The following is a 20,712-nucleotide window of genomic DNA, read 5'->3' as shown; positions in this document are numbered from 1 at the left end:
CATCGTTGTGGCGGCGGAACTCTGCCGCGCCCCTCCCCCGTGGCGAGGCGACCAACCCCACCGACGGACATTCAGGATGCACCGTAACCGACCCCGTCCAACCCGCGCAGCCCTGCCGCGGTGTCACCGGTGCAGGGGCGCCCTCGCGTGGACCGTCCCGATCGGACCCGGGCCGCATCCGGGTCAGGAGGGCTTGCGGTAGGACCGCACGTGCATCACCACGCCAAACACCAGCAGTACGGCCAGCAGCACCACGCCGGGCCAGAGCACCGGCTTCTCGAAGGCCCGCTCGAACACCACCGGCAGCAGCGCGGCGACGCCCGCGAGGACCGCCACCTCGCTGCCCCGCTTGGCCCAGGTCACCCGCCAGATCTGGGCGACCAGCCCCAGCACGAGGAAGACCGGGATGGTGAGCAGGGAGAACACGAAGAGCGCCACCATGTCGCCGCCTCTCACTGGTAGAACTTGGAATCCTTGACCCAGTCGATCTTGATGTCCTTGATGTCGGGGTCGGTGCCGGTGGCCGCCCAGCCGGGGCGGGAGTCCGACACGAAGGCGAACCGGTTGTTGTGCTGGAACCCCGCCATCACGCTGGTGAACAACGCGCTGATGTCCCCGAAGACCAGGGCGAGGATCGCCACGCTCACGGTCAGCCCGGTGATCCCGATCGCCTCGGCGATGGGCGCGGTCGCCGGGAACGCCTGGAGGGCGACCGACGCGATCACCGCGACCAGGACCGGAATGAGCGCCTCGACCAGCGCGTTGACCGCGTCGTTGAAGGCGTCCCGGGCGGCGGTGAGGCTCTCCTTGTTGGCGTTGAACGCCTCGGCCAGCGAGTTGATCTCCGCACCCAGCTTCCGGAGGAAGAGCTCGAACGCGTCCCGGTCGTCGAAGTCCCACTCCTCGTCGGACGGCGGCACCTGCCCGAGGGCCGCGCCGAACTGGTCCGCGCCGAGCAGCCGGGCGGCGTCGCCCCACTCCTTGATGGACTTGTTGACCTCGTCGTTGTCGAACGTCTCCAGGTAGGCGATGCCCATCGCGAGGAGGCTCGCCCCCACAAGCCACACCCAGTTGGCCCGGGCCGCCGGGAGCAGCCCTCGCACCGGTGCCGTCGTCGCGGCGACCGTGTGCGTGCCGGTCACCGCGCCGGACGCGTTGGCGATCAGGATCTCCGTCATCGGTGCTGCCCCCCGTCGCGCTCCCGGCCGGTCACTTGACCACCCAGGGCTGATCCGACTTCTCCCAGTTCTTGGCGGTCTGTTCGAGCTGCTCGGCCGCCCGGTGCAGGTGCTCGATGCCCGTCTTCACGTTTTCCAGGTGGCCGTCGACCGAGGCGTTGTGCGCGTCGACGGTCGCGCCACCGAAGAGGGTCAGCGACCCTTCCGGCAGCCTCACGCTCTCCAGCAGCGACTGCACGTTGCGCAGGTACTGGATCGGACCGTCCGGGGCGTCGAGCTTCTGGCCCGCCTTGCGGATCGCGTCGACGTCGACCTTGTTCGCCATCGTGTCCCCCTGCCGGGCTCAGCGGCGCAGGCCGCGGAACGGGTCGTCCAGGTCCACCCCGAACCGGCGGAACCAGTCCTGGGGGGTCAGGGTGCCGTCCTGGGCCTTCCTGACCAGCTCGGAGCCGCCGAGCATCTCGGTGAGCAGTTCCTGCTGGTGCTCGCCGTAGGCCGCGTACGCCGCGTCGATCGCGGCCTGGAGCGACTCCGCGAGGGAGAAGCTGTCCAGCCGCATCGCCCGCGCGTTGATCTCGATGTCGCCGATCTTCATCTCGCCGTCGACCGTGACCCGGACCAGGCCGTCCGGGCTCTCCCCCGGCACCCGCAGCTCGGCGCGCCGCCGCTGCAACTCGGCCAACCGGCGCTGCTGCTCCTGCGCCTGACGCAACATGTTCTCGACGGCGCCGCCGCCCCCGTATCCCCCCGAGGTGCTCACCACGGTCCCTTCTGCACGATCGACGATCGGCCCGACGCTACCGGACCGGGTCACCCCGCGTCCGTCCCCGGCCCCGACGGAACGCGGCTAGGCCGGATCGGACCAGGCCGTCTGGATGAGCTGCTGGCCGTCGCGCCGCCGCACCAGCGTGCCCCGGCCCGGCGGCTGCGGGCTCGGGCGCAGCGTGCCGAAGACCGGCCCTTCCTCCCGGGCGCCGGACATCAGCAGGCCGGGCGAGTCCAGCTCGCGCAGGCGTTGCAGCACCGGCTCGTACAGCGCCCGCGCCACCCCGCCGACGCGGCGGGTGACGATCAGGTGCAGGCCGATGTCGCGGGCCTGCGGCAGCAGCTCGTGCAGGGCGCTGAGCGGGTTGCTGCCGCCGGAGGCGACCAGGTCGTAGTCGTCCACCAGGATGTAGAGGTCCGGCCCCTTCCACCAGCTCCGGTCGCGGAGCTGGGCGGTGGTGACGTCCGGGCCGGGCAGCCGGTTGGACAGGGCGCTGCGGATCGACGCGAGCCCCTGGGCGAAGACCTGGTTGGACGGGGCGTAGTCGAGCAGGTGCTCGCCCTCGACCGCGCCGAGCAGGCCGCGCCGGTAGTCGGCGATGACCAGGCGGGCCTGGGCCGGGGTGTAGCGCTCGACGATCCCCCGGGCGATCACCCGCAGCAGGTTGGTCTTGCCGCACTCGGCGTCGCCGAACACCGTGAGGTGCGGCTCGCTGGCCAGGTCCAGGTGGACCGGGGCGAGCGCCGACTCGTTCACCCCGATCGGCAGGCCCGGCGCCGACCGGTCGGCCACCCGGGCCAGCTCGGCCAGGGGCAGCCGGCGCGGCAGCAGCCGTACCTTCGGGGCGGGGGCGCCCGGCCACGCCCGCGCCACGTGCCCGGCCAGGGCGACCGACGCCTCCGTCAGGTCGTCGACGTCGCGGCGGCCGTCGATCCGCGACACCGCCGCCAGGAAGTGCAGCTTGTCGCGGGTCAGGCCGCGACCGGGGGTCTTCTCCGGCACGTTCTGCGCGGCCCGTCGGTCGATCTCCGACTCGGCCGCGTCGCCGAGCCGCAGCTCCAGCTTCGTGCCGAGCAGGTCACGCAGGTTGATCCGGATCTCCGCCCAGCGCACCGCCGTGATCACCACGTGGATGCCGAAGCCCAGCCCCCGGTTGGCCAGGTTGGTGATCGTCTGCTCCAGCTCCTCGTACTCCTGGCGCAGCGTGTTCCAGCCGTCCACCACGAGGAACACGTCGCCGAACGGGTCGTCGGCGAACTCGCCGGCCGCCCGGCGACGCCGGTACGCCGCCACCGAGTCGATGCCGTGCTGGGCGAACCGCTGCTCCCGCTCGTCGATGATCCCGACCACCTCGGCGACCGTGCGGCGGACCGCCTCGGTGTCCCGCCGGCCGGCCACCCCCGCCGTGTGCGGCAGCCCCTCCAGGCTGCGCAGCGCCCCGCCGCCGAAGTCGAGGCAGAAGAACTGCGCCTCGCGCGGGGTGTGGGTGAGCGCCAGCGAGGCGAGCAGCGACCGCAGCAGGGTGCTCTTGCCGGACAGCGACGCGCCGACGATCACCACGTTGCCGCCCGCGCCGGCCAGCTCCACCATCATCGGGTCGCGCCGCTGTTCGTACGGGCGGTCGACCACCCCGACCGGGACGGTGAGCCGGCCCCGGCCCGCCCAGCCGGCGGTGGTCAGGCCGTACGTCGGGTCGACGGCGAGCTGGCCGAGCAGGTCCGCAAGGCTCGGCGGCTCCGACAGCGGCGGCAGCCACACCTGGTGGGCGGGGCGACCCTGGCCGGCGAGCCGACCGATCAGCACGTCGAGCATGGCCACGGCCTTGCCCTCGGCCGGCTGCTCCGGCTCGGCCACCGGCTCCGCCGTCAGGTCCGGGGCGGGCACCGGCAGGAACTCCGTGCCGTACGGCACGATGCGGCGGCGCACCAGCGCCTGCGCCGAGCGCGCCTGCTCCCCCGGGGCCCGGTACGGGCCGGACACGTACGCGGCGCGGAACCGCAGCATGGTGGCGGTGTCGGTCTTGAGGTAGCCGTGGCCGGGGGCGCTGGGCAGCTCGTACGCGTCGGGCACGCCGAGCACGATCCGGCTCTCCACCGCCGAGAAGGTGCGCAGGCCGATCCGGTACGACAGGTGCGTGTCGAGGCCGCGCAGCTTGCCCTCCTCCAGCCGCTGCGAGGCGAGCAACAGGTGCACGCCCAGCGACCGGCCCAGCCGGCCGATCATCACGAACAGGTCGATGAAGTCGGGCTTCGCGGCGAGCAGCTCGCTGAACTCGTCGCAGACGATGAGCAGGCTCGGCATCGGCTCCAGCGCCTCGCCGGCGGCCCGTGCCTTCTCGTACTCGAAGCGGGAGACGTAGTTGCCGGCGGCCCGCAGCACCTCCTGGCGGCGGTTCATCTCGCCGGCCAGGGCGTCGCGCATCCGGTCGACCAGCGGCAGCTCGTCGGAGAGGTTGGTGATCACCGCGCTGGTGTGCGGCAGCGCGTCCAGGGAGGCGAACGTCGCGCCGCCCTTGAAGTCGACCAGGACGAAGTTCAGCTCCTCCGAGGAGTGGGTGACGGCGAGGGCGGCGACCACCGTACGCAGCAGTTCGCTCTTGCCGGAGCCGGTCGCGCCGATGACCAGGCCGTGCGGGCCCATGCCCTCGTGCGCGGACTCCTTGAAGTCCAGCTCGACGACGTTGCCGTCGGGGCCGACGCCGAGCGGGATGCGCAGCCGGTCGCGGTGGCTGCGCGGTCGCCACGTCTGCCGCACGTCGACGGTGGCGGCGTCGCCGACGCCGAGCAGGTCCGGCAGCTCGGTGCTGCGGGCCAGCGGCTCCTCCGCGCCGGCCTGCTGCTGGGAGAGGCGGTAGGGGGCGAGTTGCCGGGCCAGTCCCTCGGCCGCGGCGGCGGTGAGCCGGTCGGGGCGGCCCAGCCGGGTGGTGGTCGCGCCCCGGACCAGGTCGACGGCGCTGCCGTCGCCGACGTCGAGGCAGAGCAGCCAGCGGCCGGCGTCGCGGGGGACGGCCCCGGAGAGGTCGACGACGGTGGTGCCGAGCAGGCTCGGCCCGGTGAGCTGGCAGGTGGCGGCGACCTCGCCGCCGTCGACGACCACCACCAGGTGCGGCGCGGTGGTCAGCGGCTTGGCGTCCGGGCTGAACCGGGCCCGGCCGGCCAGCTCGTCGGCGAGGGACTCCTCGGCCTCGGCGAGGGTGGCGAAGACGAGGCGGCGGGCCCCGGCGGCGTCGGTGCGGCCGGGGTGCTGGGCGTGCGGCAGCCACTTCACCCAGTCCCAGGCCGGCTGCCGGTCGTCGGCGGCGACCACGACGACGACCAGGTCGTCCGGGGCGTGGAAGGTGGCGAGCTGGCCGATCGTGGCCCGGGCCAGGTCGAGCACCGGCTCCCGCCCGCCGCGCAGCACCACCCGGGAGAACGCCCGCACCGACAGCGCGGTGGGCAGGTCCGGCACCGTGGAGTGGGCGCGGACGAACCGGCGCAGCGCGATCGCGCTCATCGGCTCCAGGTCCTCCACCGGCTTCGTCTCCGGCGGCACGATCTCCACCGCCAGCCGCTGCGGTCCGACGGCGATCCGCGCCTCGCCGAAGTCGTCCTCGGTGACCCGGCGTTCCCACAGCCGGCGGGACGCGGCGATCGACCAGAGCGCGTCGGGCTCCGGGTGCCGCCAGGTCATGGCGGCCCGCTGCTGCTCGGCCGCGCGCCGGGTGCGCTTGCGCATCTGGGCCAGGTAGCGCATGTAGTCGCGGCGCTCGGCGTTCAGCTCGGCCTTGTCGTTGCCGCCGTTGCTCAGCGAGCCGATCGCCATGCCGAGCATGGAGACCCCGAAGAGCCCACCCGCGACGTACGTCATCATGCCGCCGCCCCGGCCGGCGTAGAGGAACGCCATCGCGCCGACGCCGCAGACCATCGGCAGGATCATCAGCAGCTGGCCCATGCCCCGGGGGGTCGGCTCGGGCAGCTCCGGCGGGGACTCCAGCAGCACCTCGCCGCGCGGCAGGGCCGGCCCCGGTTGACGCGGAAGCCGACGGAACACGACGGTGCTCACGGCGTTCTCCTCCCCCAGAAGCGGCCCGGACGCCGGCCGGCGCGGCGTGACGTGCGGCCGGGGCGGCGCGACGACCGGGCGCGGGCCGTCGGGTGGGCATCGTACGTGGGGGCCATCGTAGGTAATCTCCCGTGGGCGTCGGGGACCCACTTCGGCGGCGGCCCGGGCGGGTGGAGCGCAGGCGAACGCGAGGAGGCCACAGTGGCGACGAGGACGGCGACCGGCGGCCTGAGCCGGGTCACCATCGTGGCGCCCCGGACCAGGATGGACCTCGCCCTCCCCGCCGACGTGCCGCTGGCGGACCTGCTGCCGACCCTGCTGCGGTACGCCGGTGAGGACCTCGCCGACGAGGGGGTGCGGCACGGCGGCTGGAGCCTCGCCCGGCTCGGCGGGCAGCCGCTCGACGGTGGACGTACGGCCGCGCAGCTCGGCGTCCGCGACGGCGAGGTGCTCTACTTCAACCCCCGCGCGGCGGCGGCCCCGGAGATCGTCTTCGACGACGTGGTGGACGCGGTGGCCACCGCGACGAACCAGCGCCCCGGCAGCTGGCAGGTGAGCACGACCCGGTCGTTCGCGGTGCTGTTCGCGGCGGCGGCGCTGTCGGCCGGCGCGCTGGCGGCGCTGTTCGCGGGCCCGCCGCAGCTGCCCGGGGCGATCGCCGCCCTGCTGATGGCGGTCGCCCTGCTGGTCGGCGCGGCCGTGCTGTCCCGGGCGGCCGGCGACAGCCGCACCGGCGCGGTGCTGGCCCTGGTCGGCCTCGGGTACGCCGCCGTCGGCGGCCTGCTGGTGCTGGCCGGCGACCGGGGCCTGGGCGAGCTGGCCGCCCCGGACGTGCTGCTCGCCGCGACCGCCGTGGTGGTGTTCGGCGCGGTCGCCGCGCTGGCGGTCGGCGACCGGCTGCCGCTGTTCTTCGGCGCGGTCGCCGTCGGCGGGGCGGTCGGCTTCGGCGCGGTGGTGAGCCTGGCGTTCTCGGTGGGCGCGCCGGCCGCCGCCGCGGTGGTCGCCACGGTCGCGTTCGCCACCCTGCCGGCCCTGCCGATGGCGGCGTACCGGCTGGCCCGGCTGCCCGTGCCGTCCATCCCGACCGGCCCGGACGACCTCAAGACCGACACGGAGACCGTCGACGGCCGCAGCGTGCTGCGGCGCAGCGAGCGGGCCGACGAGTTCCTCACCGGTCTGCTGTGGACGGTCGCCCTGCTGGTGCTGGGCGGGGAGTTCGTGCTCGCCCTCGACGGCCGGCTGCCGGCGGTGCTGCTCTGCCTGGTGCTGGCCCTGCTGTCGCTGCTGCGCGCCCGGCCGTTCCTCGGGCGCGCCCAGCGCGTTCCGGTGCTGCTGGCCGGGGGCCTCGGGCTGGGCCTCACGGCGGCGGCCACGTTCGCCGCGGGCGGGGCGGCCGTCCGGCTCGGCGTGGTCCTCGGCGGGCTGGTGGTGGCGGCCGTGGTCAGCCTGATCTACGGGCTGACCGTGGCGGGCAAGCGGATCTCGCCGGTCTGGGGACGGCTGCTGGACATCGTCGAGGTCCTGCTGATCATCTCCCTGGTGCCCCTGGCGGTCTGGGTCTGCGGCCTCTACGGCTGGATCGTCAACCTCCGCCCCTGACCGCCCCTGCGGGGACGGCTCAGTCGGGTCGGTGGTCGACGACGCGGCGGGCCGTCGGGGCGGCGGCCCAGGCGGCGGGGCCGTGCTCGCCGTCGAGGGGCCGGGCCGGGGCGCCCGCCCGGCGGGCGACGTCCCGGACCACCTTGACCAGCGCCTCGACGTGGTCGGCCGGGGCGGCGACGCGCAGCAGCGGCGGGCCGGGCCGGTCGCCGGGGCGGACCACGGCCGCGAACGTGTGCGACGGCGCGGAGGTGGCGGTGACGGCGTCCACCAGCGGCCCCCAGGTGGCGCCGGCGCGGGCGCGCAGGGCCAGGCAGCGCTGGGTCCAGCCGCCGCCGCGCAGCCCGGTCCAGGTCTCCGCCTGCGGCTCGGGCGTCAGGTCCAGGCCGGCCCCGGAGACCAGCGCGGCGCGCAGCTCGTCCCGGCCCAGGACCCGGTGGCCCAGGCCGGCGGCGTGCAGCGCCTTGCCGAGCCGGCCGACCGCCGCGGCGACGGTGCGGTGCACGCCGAGCGGCCCGCCGCCCCGGGTCACCGCCTCGGTGCGGGCGTCGCGCACGGACAGCCGTACGGCCACCCAGACGGTGCGGTGGGCGGCCGGGGGCGCGCCCGGCGCCGGATACCAGACGAGGGTGTGCGAGACGACCTGGGCCAGCGACACCGGCGCGGTGAACTCGGTGAGCACGGCCAGCGCCCGGTCCACCACCGTCGCGTCGACCGAGCCGGCGGGAGCGCCCGGGGGCGGGTCCAGCGCCACGGCGGCGAACCAGCCCCGGACGTCCTGGCCGACGCCGAGGCGGGTGCCGCGCTCGGTCAGCTCGATCATGGTCAGCTCGGGGGCGACGACGGCCAGCCGGGCCTCGCCCGTGTCGCCGCCCGCCGCCGCCCGCGCCTCCTCCCGGCGCAGCCGCAGCCGGCGGCGCAGCAGCAGGTCCTCGTACCACCAGCGGCCGCCCCGGCGGGCGAAGGCGGCGGCGACGGCCGCCACCGCGACGACCCCGACGACGCCGACCAGCCACGGGGGTCCGCCGAGCGCGGCGTAGCCGGCCAGCGCGGCCAGCTCCGCCACGACGAGCTGGCCGACGACGACCGGGCCGAGCCGGCCCCGGCTGCGCCGGTCGGCGGGGACCACCGCGCGGTCGGGCGGGGCGGGCCGGGCGGGCGGATCGGCCGGGCCGGCGGCCGTACGACCGGGTGGCGCCTGGACCTGCGTCATCGGTGGCGTCCCTTCTCGACAGCGGCTCTCCTGGCGGCCGGCCCGGCGGGCGGCGACCCCCGCCCCGCGTGGACGGCGGCCCCGGTCCCGCCGGACGGTGGCCCCACCCCCGGACGGGCGGTGGCCCCGGTGACCGGCCGGCGGCCCCTTATCGTAGGGAAGCCCGTGGCGGCGCTCGGACCTGATCGCCACGGCCCACCCCGTCGTCGGGCTCGATCGTCGCGGCCCGACCCGCCGCCGGAGGTAGCTCATGCGGACCCGCCGCGACCAGGTGCAGGCGTACCGCTTCGTCACCCGCCGGATCGTCTCCGCGCTGCTCTCCGGCGACCCCGAGACGACGAACCTCCCGATGCGGCGGCTCGGCCTGGCGGTGGTCGGCAGCGTGGTGGCCGCGGCGGTGGTGCTCGGCGGCGTCGGCGCGTACGGCCAGCTCACCGGCAACGCCGCGCCGCTGGAGGCGAACACGCTGGTGATCGAGCGGGAGACCGGCGCGACGTACGTCTACGTGGACGGCCTGCTGCACCCGACCCTGAACTACGCCTCGGCCCGGCTCGTCCTCGACGCGGCGGACCCGACGGTGCGGACCATGTCGCGGGCGTCCATCGCGGACCGGCCGCGCGGGCGCACCATCGGGATCGTCGGCGCGCCGGACGCGCTGCCCGACCGCAAGGCGCTGGTCGGTCTGCCCTGGTCGGTCTGCGACGTGCCGGACCCGGCCGCTCCCGACCGGTCGACCACGCACGTGGTGATCGACCGGCCGCTCGCCGGCGGCACGCCGCTGGGCGACCGCGCGGTGCTGGCCACCGTGGACGGTCGGCGCTATCTGCTCACCGGCGACGCCCGACTGCGGATCGCCGGCGGGGACCCGGCGACCGCCGCGCTGCGGATGGCCGGGGCCACCACGCTCACGGTCGGCGAGCAGCTGCTCAACGCCGTGCCGGCGGGGCCGGTGCTCCGCGAGCCGCAGCTGCCCGGCGACGGCGAGACCGGCCGGCAGAGCGTGGGCGACGGGCCGGCCCGGGTCGGCGACGTGTTCCGGGCCGCCGGCCAGCACTACGTGCTGACCCGGGAGGGGCTGGCGTCGATCGGCGAGGTCAGCGCCCTGCTGTTGTTGCGCGACGGCGGCCGGATCACCGACATCACCCCGGACGAGGCCGGCCGGCTGCTGACCCGGCAGCGGGTGGAGCCGGAGGGCACGCCGCGCACCCTGCCGACGCTGCACCCGGTGCAGGCGGGCCGGACGGTGCTCTGCGCCACCTACCGCAGGTCGGCGGCCGACGCGCCGCCCACCACCACCCTGGAGGTCTTCGACCGGGTGCCGACCGAGCTGACCGGCCCGGCCGCGACCCCGGTCCGGCAGGGGGCCCGCGACGCGGTCCGCACCGCCGAGCAGGTGCTGCTGCCGGGCGGCCGGGGCGTGCTGGTCCAGGCCGCGCCGGGCGCCGGGGAGGGCGGCGCGGCCGCGCCGGGTTCGACGGTCTACCTGGTCACCGCCCAGGGGGTACGCCACCCGCTGGGCACCCGGTCGGGCGACGCGCTGACCGCCCTCGGCTACGGCGGGGTGCAGCCGCTGGCGGTGCCCGCGTCGCTGCTGGCCCTCATCCCGACGGGTCCCGCCCTGGAACGTCAGGACGCGCTCGCCTACTTCGCCCCGGGCACGTAGCCGCTGCTGCCGGGCACGTCGGCGCTGCCGCACGGGCACGTAGCCGCTGCCGTGGGGCGTCGTCACGGGTCGCCCGGTCTGGTCGCCGTCCACTAACCTGATCCTCGCCAACGGTTATCGACGACGTACGGGGAATGCCATGACCGGGCGCACGACAGTCGACGTACTGTCCCTGGAGGACTTCCAGCGACGGTTGGCCGCGCGGCTCACCGAGGCCGAGGCCGTGCTCAGGAAGCTCACCACCGAGTTGCAGTGCCGGCCGCCGGATCTGGGCACGTTCGCCGACGCGACCAGCAACGCCCGCCGCTACTCGGCGCTGCAGACGAGCTACGCGCAGCGGGTCGGGCGGCTGCGCGACGCGGTGCGGGCGGCGCAGAGCGCGACCGGCACGATCCTGACCAACTACCGGACCACGGAGGCGCGCAACGCGGCCAACGCCGCCGACATCGCCGCCGCGCTGACCGGGGTCGACGACGCGCTGAACGGGAGGGACGACCCTCGTGTCTGAATACACGGCGCGCTACGAGAACGTCAGCCACCAGCGGCTCTACGACGCCGTGCGGGCCGGCGACCCCGAGCAGATCGACGGTCTCGCCAGCAGCTGGAGCTCCATGAAGGGCACCCTCGACGACCTCGCCCGCGACCTGCGCGCCGACCTGGAGAAGCTGGCCAACGGCTGGACGGGCGACGCCGGCCGGGAGTTCCAGCGGCGGGTGTCGCTGATCGTCGACTACTCGACGACCCTCTCGGAGGGGATGGCCGACGTGCGGCAGGGGCTGACGCTGATGGCCACCGACCTGCGCGCCGCGCAGAAGCAGGCGGAGAGCCCGGCCGAGACCGACGACCACGACAAGACGGTCTCCGGGGCGATCACGGGCGGCCTCACCGGTGGCCTGCCGGGCGCGATCGTCGGCGGCTTCCTCGGGCACGAGCAGGACAAGGCCGAGCAGGAGAAGGCGCACCGGCGGATGGTCCAGGTGGTCGCCGAGCTGGCGGCCGGCTACGACCTGTCGGCGTACGGCCGGCTGGTCGACCCGCCGCCGCCGGACGGCGACCTGCCGTACGACCCGAGCACCAGCACGTCGACGCCGACGGCCGGTCCCGGGGCCCACGCCCCGAGGAGCGCGCCGGGCGGCGGCTTCGGCACCCCGACCACGGGTCACGCGACGGTGGACGCCCCGGGCGGCCTGTCGGACGGGCCGGACGCGCAGCCGCCGGGCGGGGGCGACGGCGGCTCGGCGTCGCCGGGCGGCACGGCCGGGGCCGGCGGCACCGACCTCGACACCGGCACGTCCCTGGCCGGCGCTGCGCCGCTCGGCGGCGGCGTGCCGGCTGGCCCGGTGGGCACGGCGGCTGGCGTGACGGCCGCCGCGTCGGCCGGGGCCGGGGCGGGGCTGCTCTTCGGCGCGCCCGCCGGGGCGCCGGTCGGCGTGCTCGGCGGCGGCACCGGCTCCCTGGCCGGGTCGGCCCGCACGGGCGCGACGGTGGCGGCCCGGCCGGCGGGTGGCCTGGCGGGGGCCGAGCACCGGGCGGCCACGGGCGTGGGCCGGGTGGGCGCGAACGGCACCGGCGGCGGCCGGGCGGGCGTGCTCGGCGGGCGCGGGCGGGCCGACGACGACGAGTCCGACGAGCGGCTGACCTGGCTGACGGAGGACGACATGGTCTGGCGGGACGGCGACCCGGGGGTCCCGCCGGTGCTCGACGCCGGCTGATCCTTCTTCCGCCGCGCACGCTGCGGGGCCCTCCCCGACGGGGAGGGCCCCTTTTCCGACCTGCCTATCCACCATGTGTATACATGATGTGTATAGTCGCGGCCATGTCGATCGGTCAGACCTTCCTCGGGCTCCTGGAGTCCAGCCCCCGCCACGGCTACGACCTGAAACGCGCCTACGACGAGCGCTTCGGCCAGGCCCGCCCGCTGCACTTCGGCCAGGTCTACGCCACCCTGTCCCGGCTGCTGCGCAACGGCCTCGTCGAGGTCGACTCGGTCGAGGCCGGCGAGGGCCCCGACCGCAAGCGGTACGCGATCACCGAGGCCGGGGTGACCGACGTGCGGCGCTGGCTGTCCCAGCCGGAGAAGCCCGAGCCGTACCTGCACAGTGTCCTCTACACCAAGGTGGTGCTGGCGCTGCTCACCGGCCGCTCCGCCGCCGACCTGCTCGACACGCAGCGCGCCGAGCACCTGCGGCTGATGCGCGAGCTGACCCGGCGTCGGGACTCCGGCGACCTGGCCGAGCGGCTCATCTGCGACCACGCCCTGTTCCACCTGGAGGCCGACCTGCGCTGGCTGGAGCTGACGGCGGCCCGGCTGGACGAGCTGGCCGAGGCGGTGCGGCGATGACGGGCACCCACGCCGACGGCGGTACGGCGATGACGGGCGCACGCGCCGACGGCGGGACGACGGTGGACGGCCACGACCGGACGACCCCGGCGGAGCAGCTGCTCGTCGCCGAGGAGCTGCACCGGGCCTTCGGCCCCACCCCGGCGCTCGCCGGGGCGTCGCTGACCGTCCGGGCCGGCGAGGTGCTGGCGGTGCTGGGCCCGTCCGGCTCCGGCAAGTCGACCCTGCTGCACTGCCTCGCCGGCATCGTCCGTCCCGACTCGGGGCGGGTGACCTACCGGGGCGCGGACCTGACCGCCATGTCGGACCGGGAGCGCAGCGCCCTGCGGCGGGGGCAGTTCGGCTTCGTGTTCCAGTTCGGTCAGCTCGTGCCCGAGCTGACCTGCCTGGAGAACGTGGCCCTGCCGCTGCGGCTGGAACGGGTCGGGCGGCGGGAGGCGGAACGGCGCGCCACCGAGTGGCTCGGCCGGCTGGAGGTCGACGACGTGGCCGGCAAGCGCCCCGGCGAGGTCTCCGGCGGGCAGGGCCAGCGGGTCGCCGTGGCCCGGGCGCTGGTCACCGGCCCCCGGGTCGTCTTCGCCGACGAGCCGACCGGCGCGCTGGACTCGCTGCACGGCGAGCGCGTCATGCGGCTGCTGACCGGGGCGGCCCGGGACACCGGTGCCGCCGTGGTGCTGGTGACCCACGAGGCGCGGGTGGCCGCGTACTCGGATCGGGAGGTCGTGGTGCGCGACGGTCGCACCCGCAGCCTGGAGCCGGCCGCGTGACCGGGCCGCGTAGGCCGGGCCGGGTGCTGGCCGACCTGTGGCTGGGCGCGCGGATGGCCGTCACCGGCGGCCGGGACGGGTGGACGCGGGCGGCGCTGACCGCGCTCGGCGTCGGCATCGGGGTGGCCATGCTGCTGCTGGCCGCCGCCGTGCCGGGCGCACTCGACGCCCGGGCGGTCCGCAATGAGGCCCGCAACGACACCGGGTGGCGTCCCGAGAAGGTCGCCGCAGCCAACACCCTGCTCGTCGCCCTTGCCGACACCGAGTTCCGGGACCGCTCGGTGCGCGGCCGGATCGTGCGCGCCGAGGGGCCGGCCGCGCCGGTGCCGCCGGGGCTGACCCGCCTGCCCGGGGCCGGCGAGGTGGTCGTCTCCCCGGCGCTGCGGGACCTGCTCGACTCGCCCGACGGCCCGCTGTTCGCGCCCCGGCTCGGCGGCGCGCGGGTCGCCGGCACGATCGGCGCGCAGGGCCTCGCCGGCCCCGGTGAGCTGGCCTTCTATCTCGGCAGCGCGGACCTGACCGACGAGTGGGCCGTGCGGCGCGACCAGTTCGGCGGCGGGAAGCCCGGCGAGGAGTTCTCGCCGGTGCTGATGGTCCTCGTCGTGGTCGTCGTCGTGGTGCTGCTGTTGCCGATCGTCGTCTTCGTCGGCGCGGCGGTCCGCTTCGGCGGGGACCGCCGGGACCGCCGGCTAGCCGCCCTGCGCCTGCTCGGTGCCGACACCGCGATGGTCCGGCGGATCGCCGCGGGCGAGGCGGCGGCCGGCGCGGTGTTCGGCCTCGCCGTCGGCGGCGTCCTCTTCGCCGCCGGCCGCCAGCTCGCCCCGCTGGTCACCCTCCGCGACATCAGCGTGTACGCGTCGGACCTGCGCCCCGCCCCGACCCTGGTGGCGGCGGTCGCGGTGGCGGTGCCGGTGCTCGCCGTGCTGGTGGCGCTCGTCGCGCTGCGCCGGGTCGTCGTCGAGCCCCTCGGGGTGAGCCGCCAGGGCCCGGCCGTGCGTCGCCGCCTGTGGTGGCGGCTGCTGCTGCCGGCCGCCGGGCTGGCCCTGCTCTACCCGCTGACCGGCGTCGGCGAGGGCCGCTCCGACACCCCCGACTACCAGGTGGCGGCCGGGGCGGTGCTGCTGCTGGTCGGCACGGTCACCATGCTGCCCTGGCTGGTCGACCTCGCCGTACGCCGGCTGCGCGGCGGCCCGGTCCCGTGGCAGCTCGCGGTGCGCCGGTTGCAACTGGACAGCGCCACCTCCGCGCGCCTGGTCAGCGGCGTGGCGGTGGCGGTGGCGGGCAGCATCGGCCTGCAGATGCTCGTCGCCGGGGTGGAGGCGCAGTTCACCACCCGCACCGGCCAGGACACCTCCCGGGCCCAGGCGTTCGTCACCTTCGACGACGTGCCCGACCCCGACGCGGCGCTGGCTCGGCTGGCCGCCGCCCCCGGCGTGGCCCGCAGCGCGGGCACGTCGACCACCGTCGCGATCGGCTCCGACGTGAGCCAGGCGGCCACGCTACGCATCGGCGACTGCGCCACGCTGGCCGAGTACGCGCGGCTCGGCCCCTGCGCCGACGGGGACGTCTTCCTCGCTCAACCGCCGGCCGGCGAGCAGCAGCTCACCGGCTTCGACCCCGGCAACCGGGTGACCCTGAGCGGGAACGAGACGGCCTGGACGCTGCCGCGGCGGCTGCGCGCCGTGCCGTCGGTCCCGGACCCCGTCGGTTGGTCCCACACCAGCCTGCTGGTCACCCCCGGCGCGGCCGACGCCGCCTGGACGGGACTGCGAGCGCAGGCGCTGCTCAGCCTCGACCCGGCCGACCCCGACGCGCTGGAGCGGGTCCGCAACGCCGCCGCCGAGGTGGACGTGCGCGCCCAGGTCATGGCGCTGGACGAGGAACGCCAGGCCACGCAGTTCGTCAACGTCAAGCGGGGCCTCTTCGTCGGCGTCGTGGTGACCCTGCTGCTGCTCGGGGCGAGCATGCTCGTCGGCGTGCTGGAGCAGTTGCGGGAGCGCCGCCGCCTGCTGGCGATGCTGGCCGCCGTCGGCACCCCGCGCCGCACGCTGGGCCTGTCGGTGCTGTGGCAGGCGGCCGTGCCGGTGCTCGTCGGGCTCGGCCTCGCCGTGGCCTTCGGCCTGGGCCTCGGGGCGGTGCTGCTGCGCATGGTCGGCGCGCCGGTCTCGATGAGCTGGCCGGTGGTCGGCCTCGGCGCCGCCCTCGGCGGCGGCGTGGTGCTGCTGGTCACCGGCGCGAGCCTGCCCGCCCTCTGGCGGCTGACCCGGCCGGAGGGCCTGCGGGCCGAGTGACACCGGCCCGGAGCCGGTCGACCCGACCGACGAGGGCCTGCGCGGGTAAGCGGCCGGCCCGTCGCGCCCCGGCCGGCGGGCCGGGCGTCGACGGGCCGGCCGGGCGGTCAGCAGAAGCTGCCGGCGTCGGCCCCGCCGTCCTGCCGGGTGGTGCGGAAGTCGCAGAGGTCGTAGCCGTTGGCGGTCAGCACCGCCTTCGCCTCGGCCAGCTCGGCGCCGCCCAGCGCCGGCCCGCGCGACAGCACGAAGCCGGTGCGGCGGTCCGGGTCGCCGACGACGGCCCAGCGGTAGTCCGCGTCGAGGCCCATGACCAGGTAGTTCGGCCCGCCAAAGTAGAGCCAGCGCCCGCCGACCTCCAGGAACGAGACGGTCAGCACCGAGTTGGCCGGCGGGTTCTCGCTGCGGGCCCGGCCGGTGACCGCGCTGGTGGTGCCGAGGATCGTCCGGCAGGTGTTGCGCACCCCGACGGTGCCGTCGGGCTGGACGTCGTACCGGGCCTTCACGTTCTTGAAGCACTGGATCTCGAAGATCGCCGGGATCGCGGCGACCTGGTACCAGTCCCCGGCGTAGCGCTGGAGGTCGACCGCCGCCACCGGGGTCACCGCTGCGGCGGCCACCGACGGCGCGGCGCTGGCGGGCGCGCCGGTGGCCGCCACCGTCGCGGCCACGAGCAGGGCGGTGGCGGCGACGGCGTGCGCCACCTGTCGACGTACTCCCATGGGGTCTCCTCCGGTCTTGCGCTCCACCGTGGGGTGCGGCACCCCACGGGCGACGGCGGGGCCGCGCTACCCGACAGGATGCCCGGGGACACCGCCGGAAAACTGTCGGCATTCTCATCGCCGTCGATGCATCCGGCGGCGGCGCGGCGGTCGTATCCCGACGGGGATCCTCTGTCCACTGCGACGGGTCGTGGCCCGGGTCACCAGCCGGGCCGGCCGCCGAGGCTGCGGGCGGGCCGCATCGGCGATAGGTTGGTGTCGTGCAATCCGTAGCGTTCGCCCGGCCGTCCCTGCCGGCGACGCTGCGCGGGTCGCGCCTTTCGTGGCGGTCGAGGCTGCGCCGCATCGGGGAGTTGGGTCGCCTCGCGCTGACCACCCTGGTCCTCGCCGTCGGCCTCGGCGGCGTCGCCGCCCTCACGGCCGGCACCCCCGCCATGGCGGCCACGGCCACCGGCCCGACCCACCCCGTCGTGGTGGCCAGCCGGGTCGACTCGCTGGGCCCCGGCGCGACGGCCGAGCCGCGCACCGATCCGGCCGCCCCGCAGGCCCGCCCGGTCGTCGGCGACGCGCGGCGGCCGGTCCCGGCCCCGGTGGGCGGGCCCGTGGCGGCCGTCCCGGTCGACCGGCCCGCCGTCGACCCGGCCGCCGGCGCCGTCGTCCGGCGCGGGCCGCCCCGGCACTGACCCGGGCCGCCACCAGCCGCCGATCCGGTCCGCCCCGGCGTCGTACCGCCGTGCCGGCACCATATTGGCCCGCCGCGAGCCCGCCGCCCGCCGCGCTCCGCGCCGCCGACGACCCCGCCCGCCGTCACCCGCACCGGTGACGACTCCGGCAGGGCCCCGTCCGGCACCGGTCGACGCGCGGCCCCGCCCGCACCGCGGGCCCCGACCGTCAGTCCACTTCGTCCCCTCCGAGGTGCCCCTCATGCAGACCGCGCTCTCCTCCGTCCTGCTCGACGTGCCCCGGGCCGCCGCGATCTGGCTGGCCCTGCTCGTCCTCGCCGTCGTCGCCGTGGCCGGCCTGGTCGCCCGGCCCGACCTGTTCCGCTCCGTGATCGGCGGGCGGATCCGCGAGGCCGCCATGCCCAGCCTCCTGGAGGAGGCCGCCGAGGAACGCGCCCAGCGCCGGTACGCCGACGAGGTGGCGACCGCGGCGGAACGGGCCGCGGCGACCGCCAGCCGGATGCGGGCCGAGTGGCTGTCCGCACAGGATGAGGTCGAGGCCGCGTGGCAGGCGTACGAGGCGGCGGAGGCAGATGTCCGCCGGCTGGCGGCCGCCACGGCCCTGCCCCGCCCGCACACCGAGCGCACCCCCGCCGAGTACGCCGACCGCGAGCGTTACCTGCACCGGGCCGCACTGGACGCGTACTGGCGTCGGGAGCTGTCGGAGGAGCAGCTCAGCGACGTGTTCGCGCACCGCAACGGGTGGGACCCCCGGCTGCACCCGGTCGACCAGGAGCTGGTGCTGCGCCGCGCCGTACGCGACCACCTGCGCGCCCGGCAGGAGGCCGCCCAGGAGCGGGAGCAGGCCGCCTGGCGGGCCGCCGAGCAGGCCGCCGTCGCCGCGCGCAGCCTGCGGGACGAGGCCTTCGCCGCGACCGTGCCCGCCCCACAGGAGCAGGAGTCGCTGCTGCCCGGGGTGGGCGACGAGCCGTCGCCGGCCGCCGAGCAGACCCGGGAGATGCCGGTGGTCGCCCGGCAGAAGCCGGCCGTGGCGAGGGGCCGGGCCGCCGTCCCGGCCTGAGCGGCCACGCCTGACGGGTGAGGGTGGCCGCCGCGCCCCGGACACCGTGCCGGCCGCCGCCGAGCGGGTCGGGGCGGCCGACACGGGGCTCAGAGCTGCCGCAGGATGGCCACCTTGTCGTAGGCGACGGCGACGACGTCCGGCTTGCCGTCCCCGGTCACGTCACCGATGGCCACGCCGTCCCGCTGGGGCCCGACGCCGTCGACCCGGTTCGTCGTGTACCCGCCGAGCGTCCCGGTCGGCTGCTGCAGGTGGACGCTCACCGCCAGCCAACTGTCGTGGGTGACCGCCAGGTCGTTGCGACCGTCGCCGGTGAGGTCGCCGACGGCGAGACCGGAGGCGATGTCGTAGGCCGGATACCGCACCGGCGTCGTGGCGAGCCCACCGGTGCCCTGGGTGAACACCTGGACGGCGGAGTCGGGGGTGTTGCCGCTGACGCTCGTCACCAGGTCGGCCCGGCCGTCGCCGGTCACGTCGCCGACCGCCGCGCCGTTGCTGACCCGGCGGTAGCCGTTGCTGTCCTCCGGCGTCCGGTACGTCGTCGCCGGCCCGAAGGAGCCGTCCGCGCGGCGCAGCCGCACCCACGTGCCGTGCCGGTAGAACTGGGCGACGTCGAGCCGGGCGTCCCCGTTGAGGTCGGCGGCGAACACCTGCTCGCCCGGGGCGCCGGCGAGGTACGGCCCGGTCACCGTCGAGTGGACCGGGAAGGCACCCGTCGCGGTCTGCGCGTGGATCCGCACCTCGCCCGGCCGCGCGCTGACCACCAGGTCCGGCCGGCCGTCCCCGGTCATGTCCGCGATCGCGACGTCTCCGGCGCTCCCCGCGACGAGCACGGGTGCGGCGAGCCGCCCGCCCCGTTGGAACAGCAGGTCGACCCCGGCGGACGACGACAGCGCCACGTCCGTGCGCCCGTCGCCGTCGATGTCGGCGACCGCGAGGCGTACGTCGCTGTTGTAGCCGCCGTGCGCGACGATCCTCGTCGGAGCGCCGTAGCTGTGGTCGGCGCGCTGGGCGAAGAGCAGCACCGAGCTCGTCTGCGTGCCGTCCACGGCGTCGACGCCGACGACGATGTCGGGTCGCCCGTCCCCCGTGACGTCGGCGACGGCGACGGCGTTGGTGGCCGTCGACCCGCTGGCGAGATACTGCGGGGGCGCGAACGTCCCGCTGCTCGCGGCCCCGGCGGCTGCCGGCACCGCCGCCCCGGCCACCGCGGCGAGCGTCGCCGCCAACCCGACACAGGCACGTCTGTCCATTGCGAATCCCCCGTCACCGTACGGTCACCCATCGACCACTGTCGGCGCTCCCTCTTCCCTGAGCGCCGACGGCGCAAACTCTGTCGCCCTTCTTCGCCCCCGGTCGGCTAGCGTGGGCTCATGACGGAGCGCACCTGGCTGCTGGTCGTCGCCGGCCTCGTCGTGGCGGCGACGCTCGTCGGCGCCGTCGTGCTGGCCGTACGGGTGGTCCGCACCCGCAAGCTGCTCGGCACGCTGGGCGTCGGCGGCAAGGTCGCCTTCTGGGGTGCGCTGGCCTACACGATCTTCCCGATCGACGTGCTCCCCGACCCGATCTACCTCGACGACATCGGGGTGCTCGCCGCCGCCCTGCTCTACCTGGGCCGGCTGGTCCGGCAGCACCGCGCCGCCCAGCGGCAGCTTCCCGGCCAGCCCGGGCCGCAGGAGGACAGGACGCGCCGCCCGGTCGGCTGAGCCCGTGCCATGATCGGGGCCGGGCTCCCGCGTCGGGGGCGGCACGGTGCGGCGGGATCGGACAGGGGCGGGACATGCCGGGCGACCATCGGTTGGGCATCCACGACGAACGGGTCCTCGCGTTCTGCCGGGAGCGGCACCTGGCCACCCTGACGACGCTGCGCGCGGACGGGACCCCGCACGTCGTACCGGTCGGGATGACCCTCGACCCGGCCGCCGGCCTGGCCCGGGTGATCACGTCGGGCACGTCGGCCAAGGCCCGGCACGTCGCAGCGGCCGGTGCGGCGGGCACCCCGGTGGCGGTCTGTCACGTCGACGGGAGGCGCTGGCTGACCGTGGAGGGTCGGGCGGTGCTGCGCGCCGACCCGGCGTCGGTCGCCGAGGCCGAGCGCCGGTACGCCGAGCGCTACCGCGTCCCGCGCCCCAATCCGCAGCGGGTCGTCATCGAGATCGCCGTGACCCGGGTGCTGGGCAGTCTCTGACCGGCTGGCCGAGAAACCCGGCACCACCGGTGGACGCGGGCGAGCCGGTGGTGGCCAGCGTCCTCGCCAGCGCGGTGGACACCGGGGGCCGGGAGCACAGCTACCCGGGCCCTGCCGGGCACGACCCATACAGTTTAGAACTTTTGGGAGCAAAAGGCGCTTTAGTGTGTCAAAGTCCGGTTACGCATACTCTGTAACCG

At 76.2% G+C, this 20,712-nt stretch carries 19 protein-coding genes; 11 read left to right on the top strand and 8 right to left on the bottom strand.

The features are described from left to right. Positions 1–183 precede the first annotated feature (183 nt). From LPU61_RS26885 to eccCa, 5 genes are all read right to left on the bottom strand, one after another. Positions 184–456 carry a hypothetical protein gene (locus tag LPU61_RS26885; protein ID WP_229406533.1) on the bottom strand — a complete coding sequence of 91 codons (273 nt, stop codon included), beginning with the start codon at positions 454–456 and terminating at the stop codon, positions 184–186. Further along, positions 453–1,178, bottom strand: a complete 726-nt coding sequence (locus LPU61_RS26880; RefSeq protein ID WP_043961608.1) for a hypothetical protein — start codon at positions 1,176–1,178, stop codon at positions 453–455. Before LPU61_RS26880 ends, LPU61_RS26885 begins: the two co-directional genes overlap by 4 nt. A 31-nt stretch (positions 1,179–1,209) precedes the next feature. Then, on the bottom strand, positions 1,210–1,503 hold the full coding sequence (locus tag LPU61_RS26875) for a hypothetical protein (RefSeq protein WP_043961607.1): 294 nt from the start codon (positions 1,501–1,503) through the stop codon (positions 1,210–1,212). An 18-nt stretch (positions 1,504–1,521) separates the two neighbouring features. Next, positions 1,522–1,941, bottom strand: a complete 420-nt coding sequence (locus LPU61_RS26870) for a YbaB/EbfC family nucleoid-associated protein (protein ID WP_229406532.1) — start codon at positions 1,939–1,941, stop codon at positions 1,522–1,524. 84 nt (positions 1,942–2,025) lie between these two features. Next, on the bottom strand, positions 2,026–5,988 hold the full coding sequence (eccCa, locus tag LPU61_RS26865; RefSeq protein WP_229406531.1) for a type VII secretion protein EccCa: 3,963 nt from the start codon (positions 5,986–5,988) through the stop codon (positions 2,026–2,028). A 201-nt stretch (positions 5,989–6,189) separates the two neighbouring features. On the opposite strand from eccCa, the gene eccD reads away from it, so the two are divergent. Further along, positions 6,190–7,587 (top strand): type VII secretion integral membrane protein EccD, encoded by a 1,398-nt coding sequence (gene eccD / locus LPU61_RS26860; protein WP_229406530.1) that lies wholly within the window; start codon positions 6,190–6,192, stop codon positions 7,585–7,587. Positions 7,588–7,606: 19 nt separating this feature from the next. On the opposite strand, the gene LPU61_RS26855 is transcribed toward eccD, so the two are convergent. Beyond that, positions 7,607–8,800 carry a type VII secretion protein EccE gene (locus LPU61_RS26855; RefSeq protein ID WP_229406529.1) on the bottom strand — a complete coding sequence of 398 codons (1,194 nt, stop codon included), beginning with the start codon at positions 8,798–8,800 and terminating at the stop codon, positions 7,607–7,609. A gap of 250 nt (positions 8,801–9,050) precedes the next feature. Here LPU61_RS26855 and eccB point away from each other — a divergent pair, with 250 nt between their 5' ends. The 6 genes from eccB to LPU61_RS26825 all read left to right on the top strand — a co-directional run bounded on the left by eccB (position 9,051) and on the right by LPU61_RS26825 (position 15,862). Further along, entirely contained in the window at positions 9,051–10,463 is a 1,413-nt protein-coding gene (gene eccB, locus LPU61_RS26850; protein WP_229406528.1) for a type VII secretion protein EccB, read from the top strand. Between the two features lie 139 nt (positions 10,464–10,602). Then, the gene (locus LPU61_RS26845) at positions 10,603–10,971 is read left to right on the top strand and encodes a hypothetical protein (protein WP_043961601.1); all 369 of its coding nucleotides are present in this window, start codon (positions 10,603–10,605) and stop codon (positions 10,969–10,971) included. Next, positions 10,964–12,175 carry a WXG100 family type VII secretion target gene (locus LPU61_RS31670; protein ID WP_305072013.1) on the top strand — a complete coding sequence of 404 codons (1,212 nt, stop codon included), beginning with the start codon at positions 10,964–10,966 and terminating at the stop codon, positions 12,173–12,175. The genes LPU61_RS26845 and LPU61_RS31670 overlap by 8 nt, the downstream gene beginning before the upstream one ends. Positions 12,176–12,279: 104 nt before the next feature. Further along, a complete protein-coding gene (locus tag LPU61_RS26835) occupies positions 12,280–12,804 on the top strand; it encodes a PadR family transcriptional regulator (RefSeq protein ID WP_043961599.1) in 525 nt (174 codons plus the stop codon). Positions 12,805–12,833: 29 nt separating this feature from the next. Further along, positions 12,834–13,571, top strand: coding sequence for an ABC transporter ATP-binding protein (locus tag LPU61_RS26830; RefSeq protein ID WP_374199721.1), 738 nt, complete (start codon positions 12,834–12,836; stop codon positions 13,569–13,571). Further along, complete coding sequence (locus tag LPU61_RS26825) at positions 13,568–15,862, top strand: ABC transporter permease (RefSeq protein WP_229406526.1); 2,295 nt, start codon at positions 13,568–13,570, stop codon at positions 15,860–15,862. The genes LPU61_RS26830 and LPU61_RS26825 overlap by 4 nt, the downstream gene beginning before the upstream one ends. 107 nt (positions 15,863–15,969) lie before the next feature. Here LPU61_RS26825 and LPU61_RS26820 read toward each other — a convergent pair whose 3' ends face one another. Beyond that, a complete protein-coding gene (locus LPU61_RS26820; RefSeq protein ID WP_229406525.1) occupies positions 15,970–16,581 on the bottom strand; it encodes a lipocalin family protein in 612 nt (203 codons plus the stop codon). A gap of 260 nt (positions 16,582–16,841) precedes the next feature. On the opposite strand from LPU61_RS26820, the gene LPU61_RS26815 reads away from it, so the two are divergent. Both LPU61_RS26815 and LPU61_RS26810 read left to right on the top strand, forming a co-directional pair. Beyond that, positions 16,842–17,264: a hypothetical protein gene (locus LPU61_RS26815; protein ID WP_229406524.1), complete on the top strand. Its 423-nt coding sequence runs from the start codon at positions 16,842–16,844 to the stop codon at positions 17,262–17,264. A 241-nt stretch (positions 17,265–17,505) separates the two neighbouring features. Beyond that, positions 17,506–18,324 carry a hypothetical protein gene (locus LPU61_RS26810; protein WP_043961596.1) on the top strand — a complete coding sequence of 273 codons (819 nt, stop codon included), beginning with the start codon at positions 17,506–17,508 and terminating at the stop codon, positions 18,322–18,324. A gap of 89 nt (positions 18,325–18,413) precedes the next feature. On the opposite strand, the gene LPU61_RS26805 is transcribed toward LPU61_RS26810, so the two are convergent. After that, complete coding sequence (locus tag LPU61_RS26805; protein WP_229406523.1) at positions 18,414–19,577, bottom strand: VCBS repeat-containing protein; 1,164 nt, start codon at positions 19,575–19,577, stop codon at positions 18,414–18,416. A gap of 120 nt (positions 19,578–19,697) precedes the next feature. On the opposite strand from LPU61_RS26805, the gene LPU61_RS26800 reads away from it, so the two are divergent. Together LPU61_RS26800 and LPU61_RS26795 are read left to right on the top strand one after the other, a co-directional pair. Continuing rightward, on the top strand, positions 19,698–20,030 hold the full coding sequence (locus LPU61_RS26800; protein ID WP_043961594.1) for a YkvA family protein: 333 nt from the start codon (positions 19,698–19,700) through the stop codon (positions 20,028–20,030). Between the two features lie 74 nt (positions 20,031–20,104). Then, on the top strand, positions 20,105–20,512 hold the full coding sequence (locus tag LPU61_RS26795; RefSeq protein ID WP_043961593.1) for a pyridoxamine 5'-phosphate oxidase family protein: 408 nt from the start codon (positions 20,105–20,107) through the stop codon (positions 20,510–20,512). The last annotated feature ends 200 nt before the right edge of the window (positions 20,513–20,712 follow it).

It is taken from the genome of Micromonospora sp. NBRC 110038 (assembly GCF_020884815.1).
GTDB classification, from domain to species: Bacteria; Actinomycetota; Actinomycetes; order Mycobacteriales; family Micromonosporaceae; genus Micromonospora; species Micromonospora haikouensis.
Note: the sequence above shows the minus strand (reverse complement) of the source record. Positions and strands in the feature narration are given on the sequence as shown.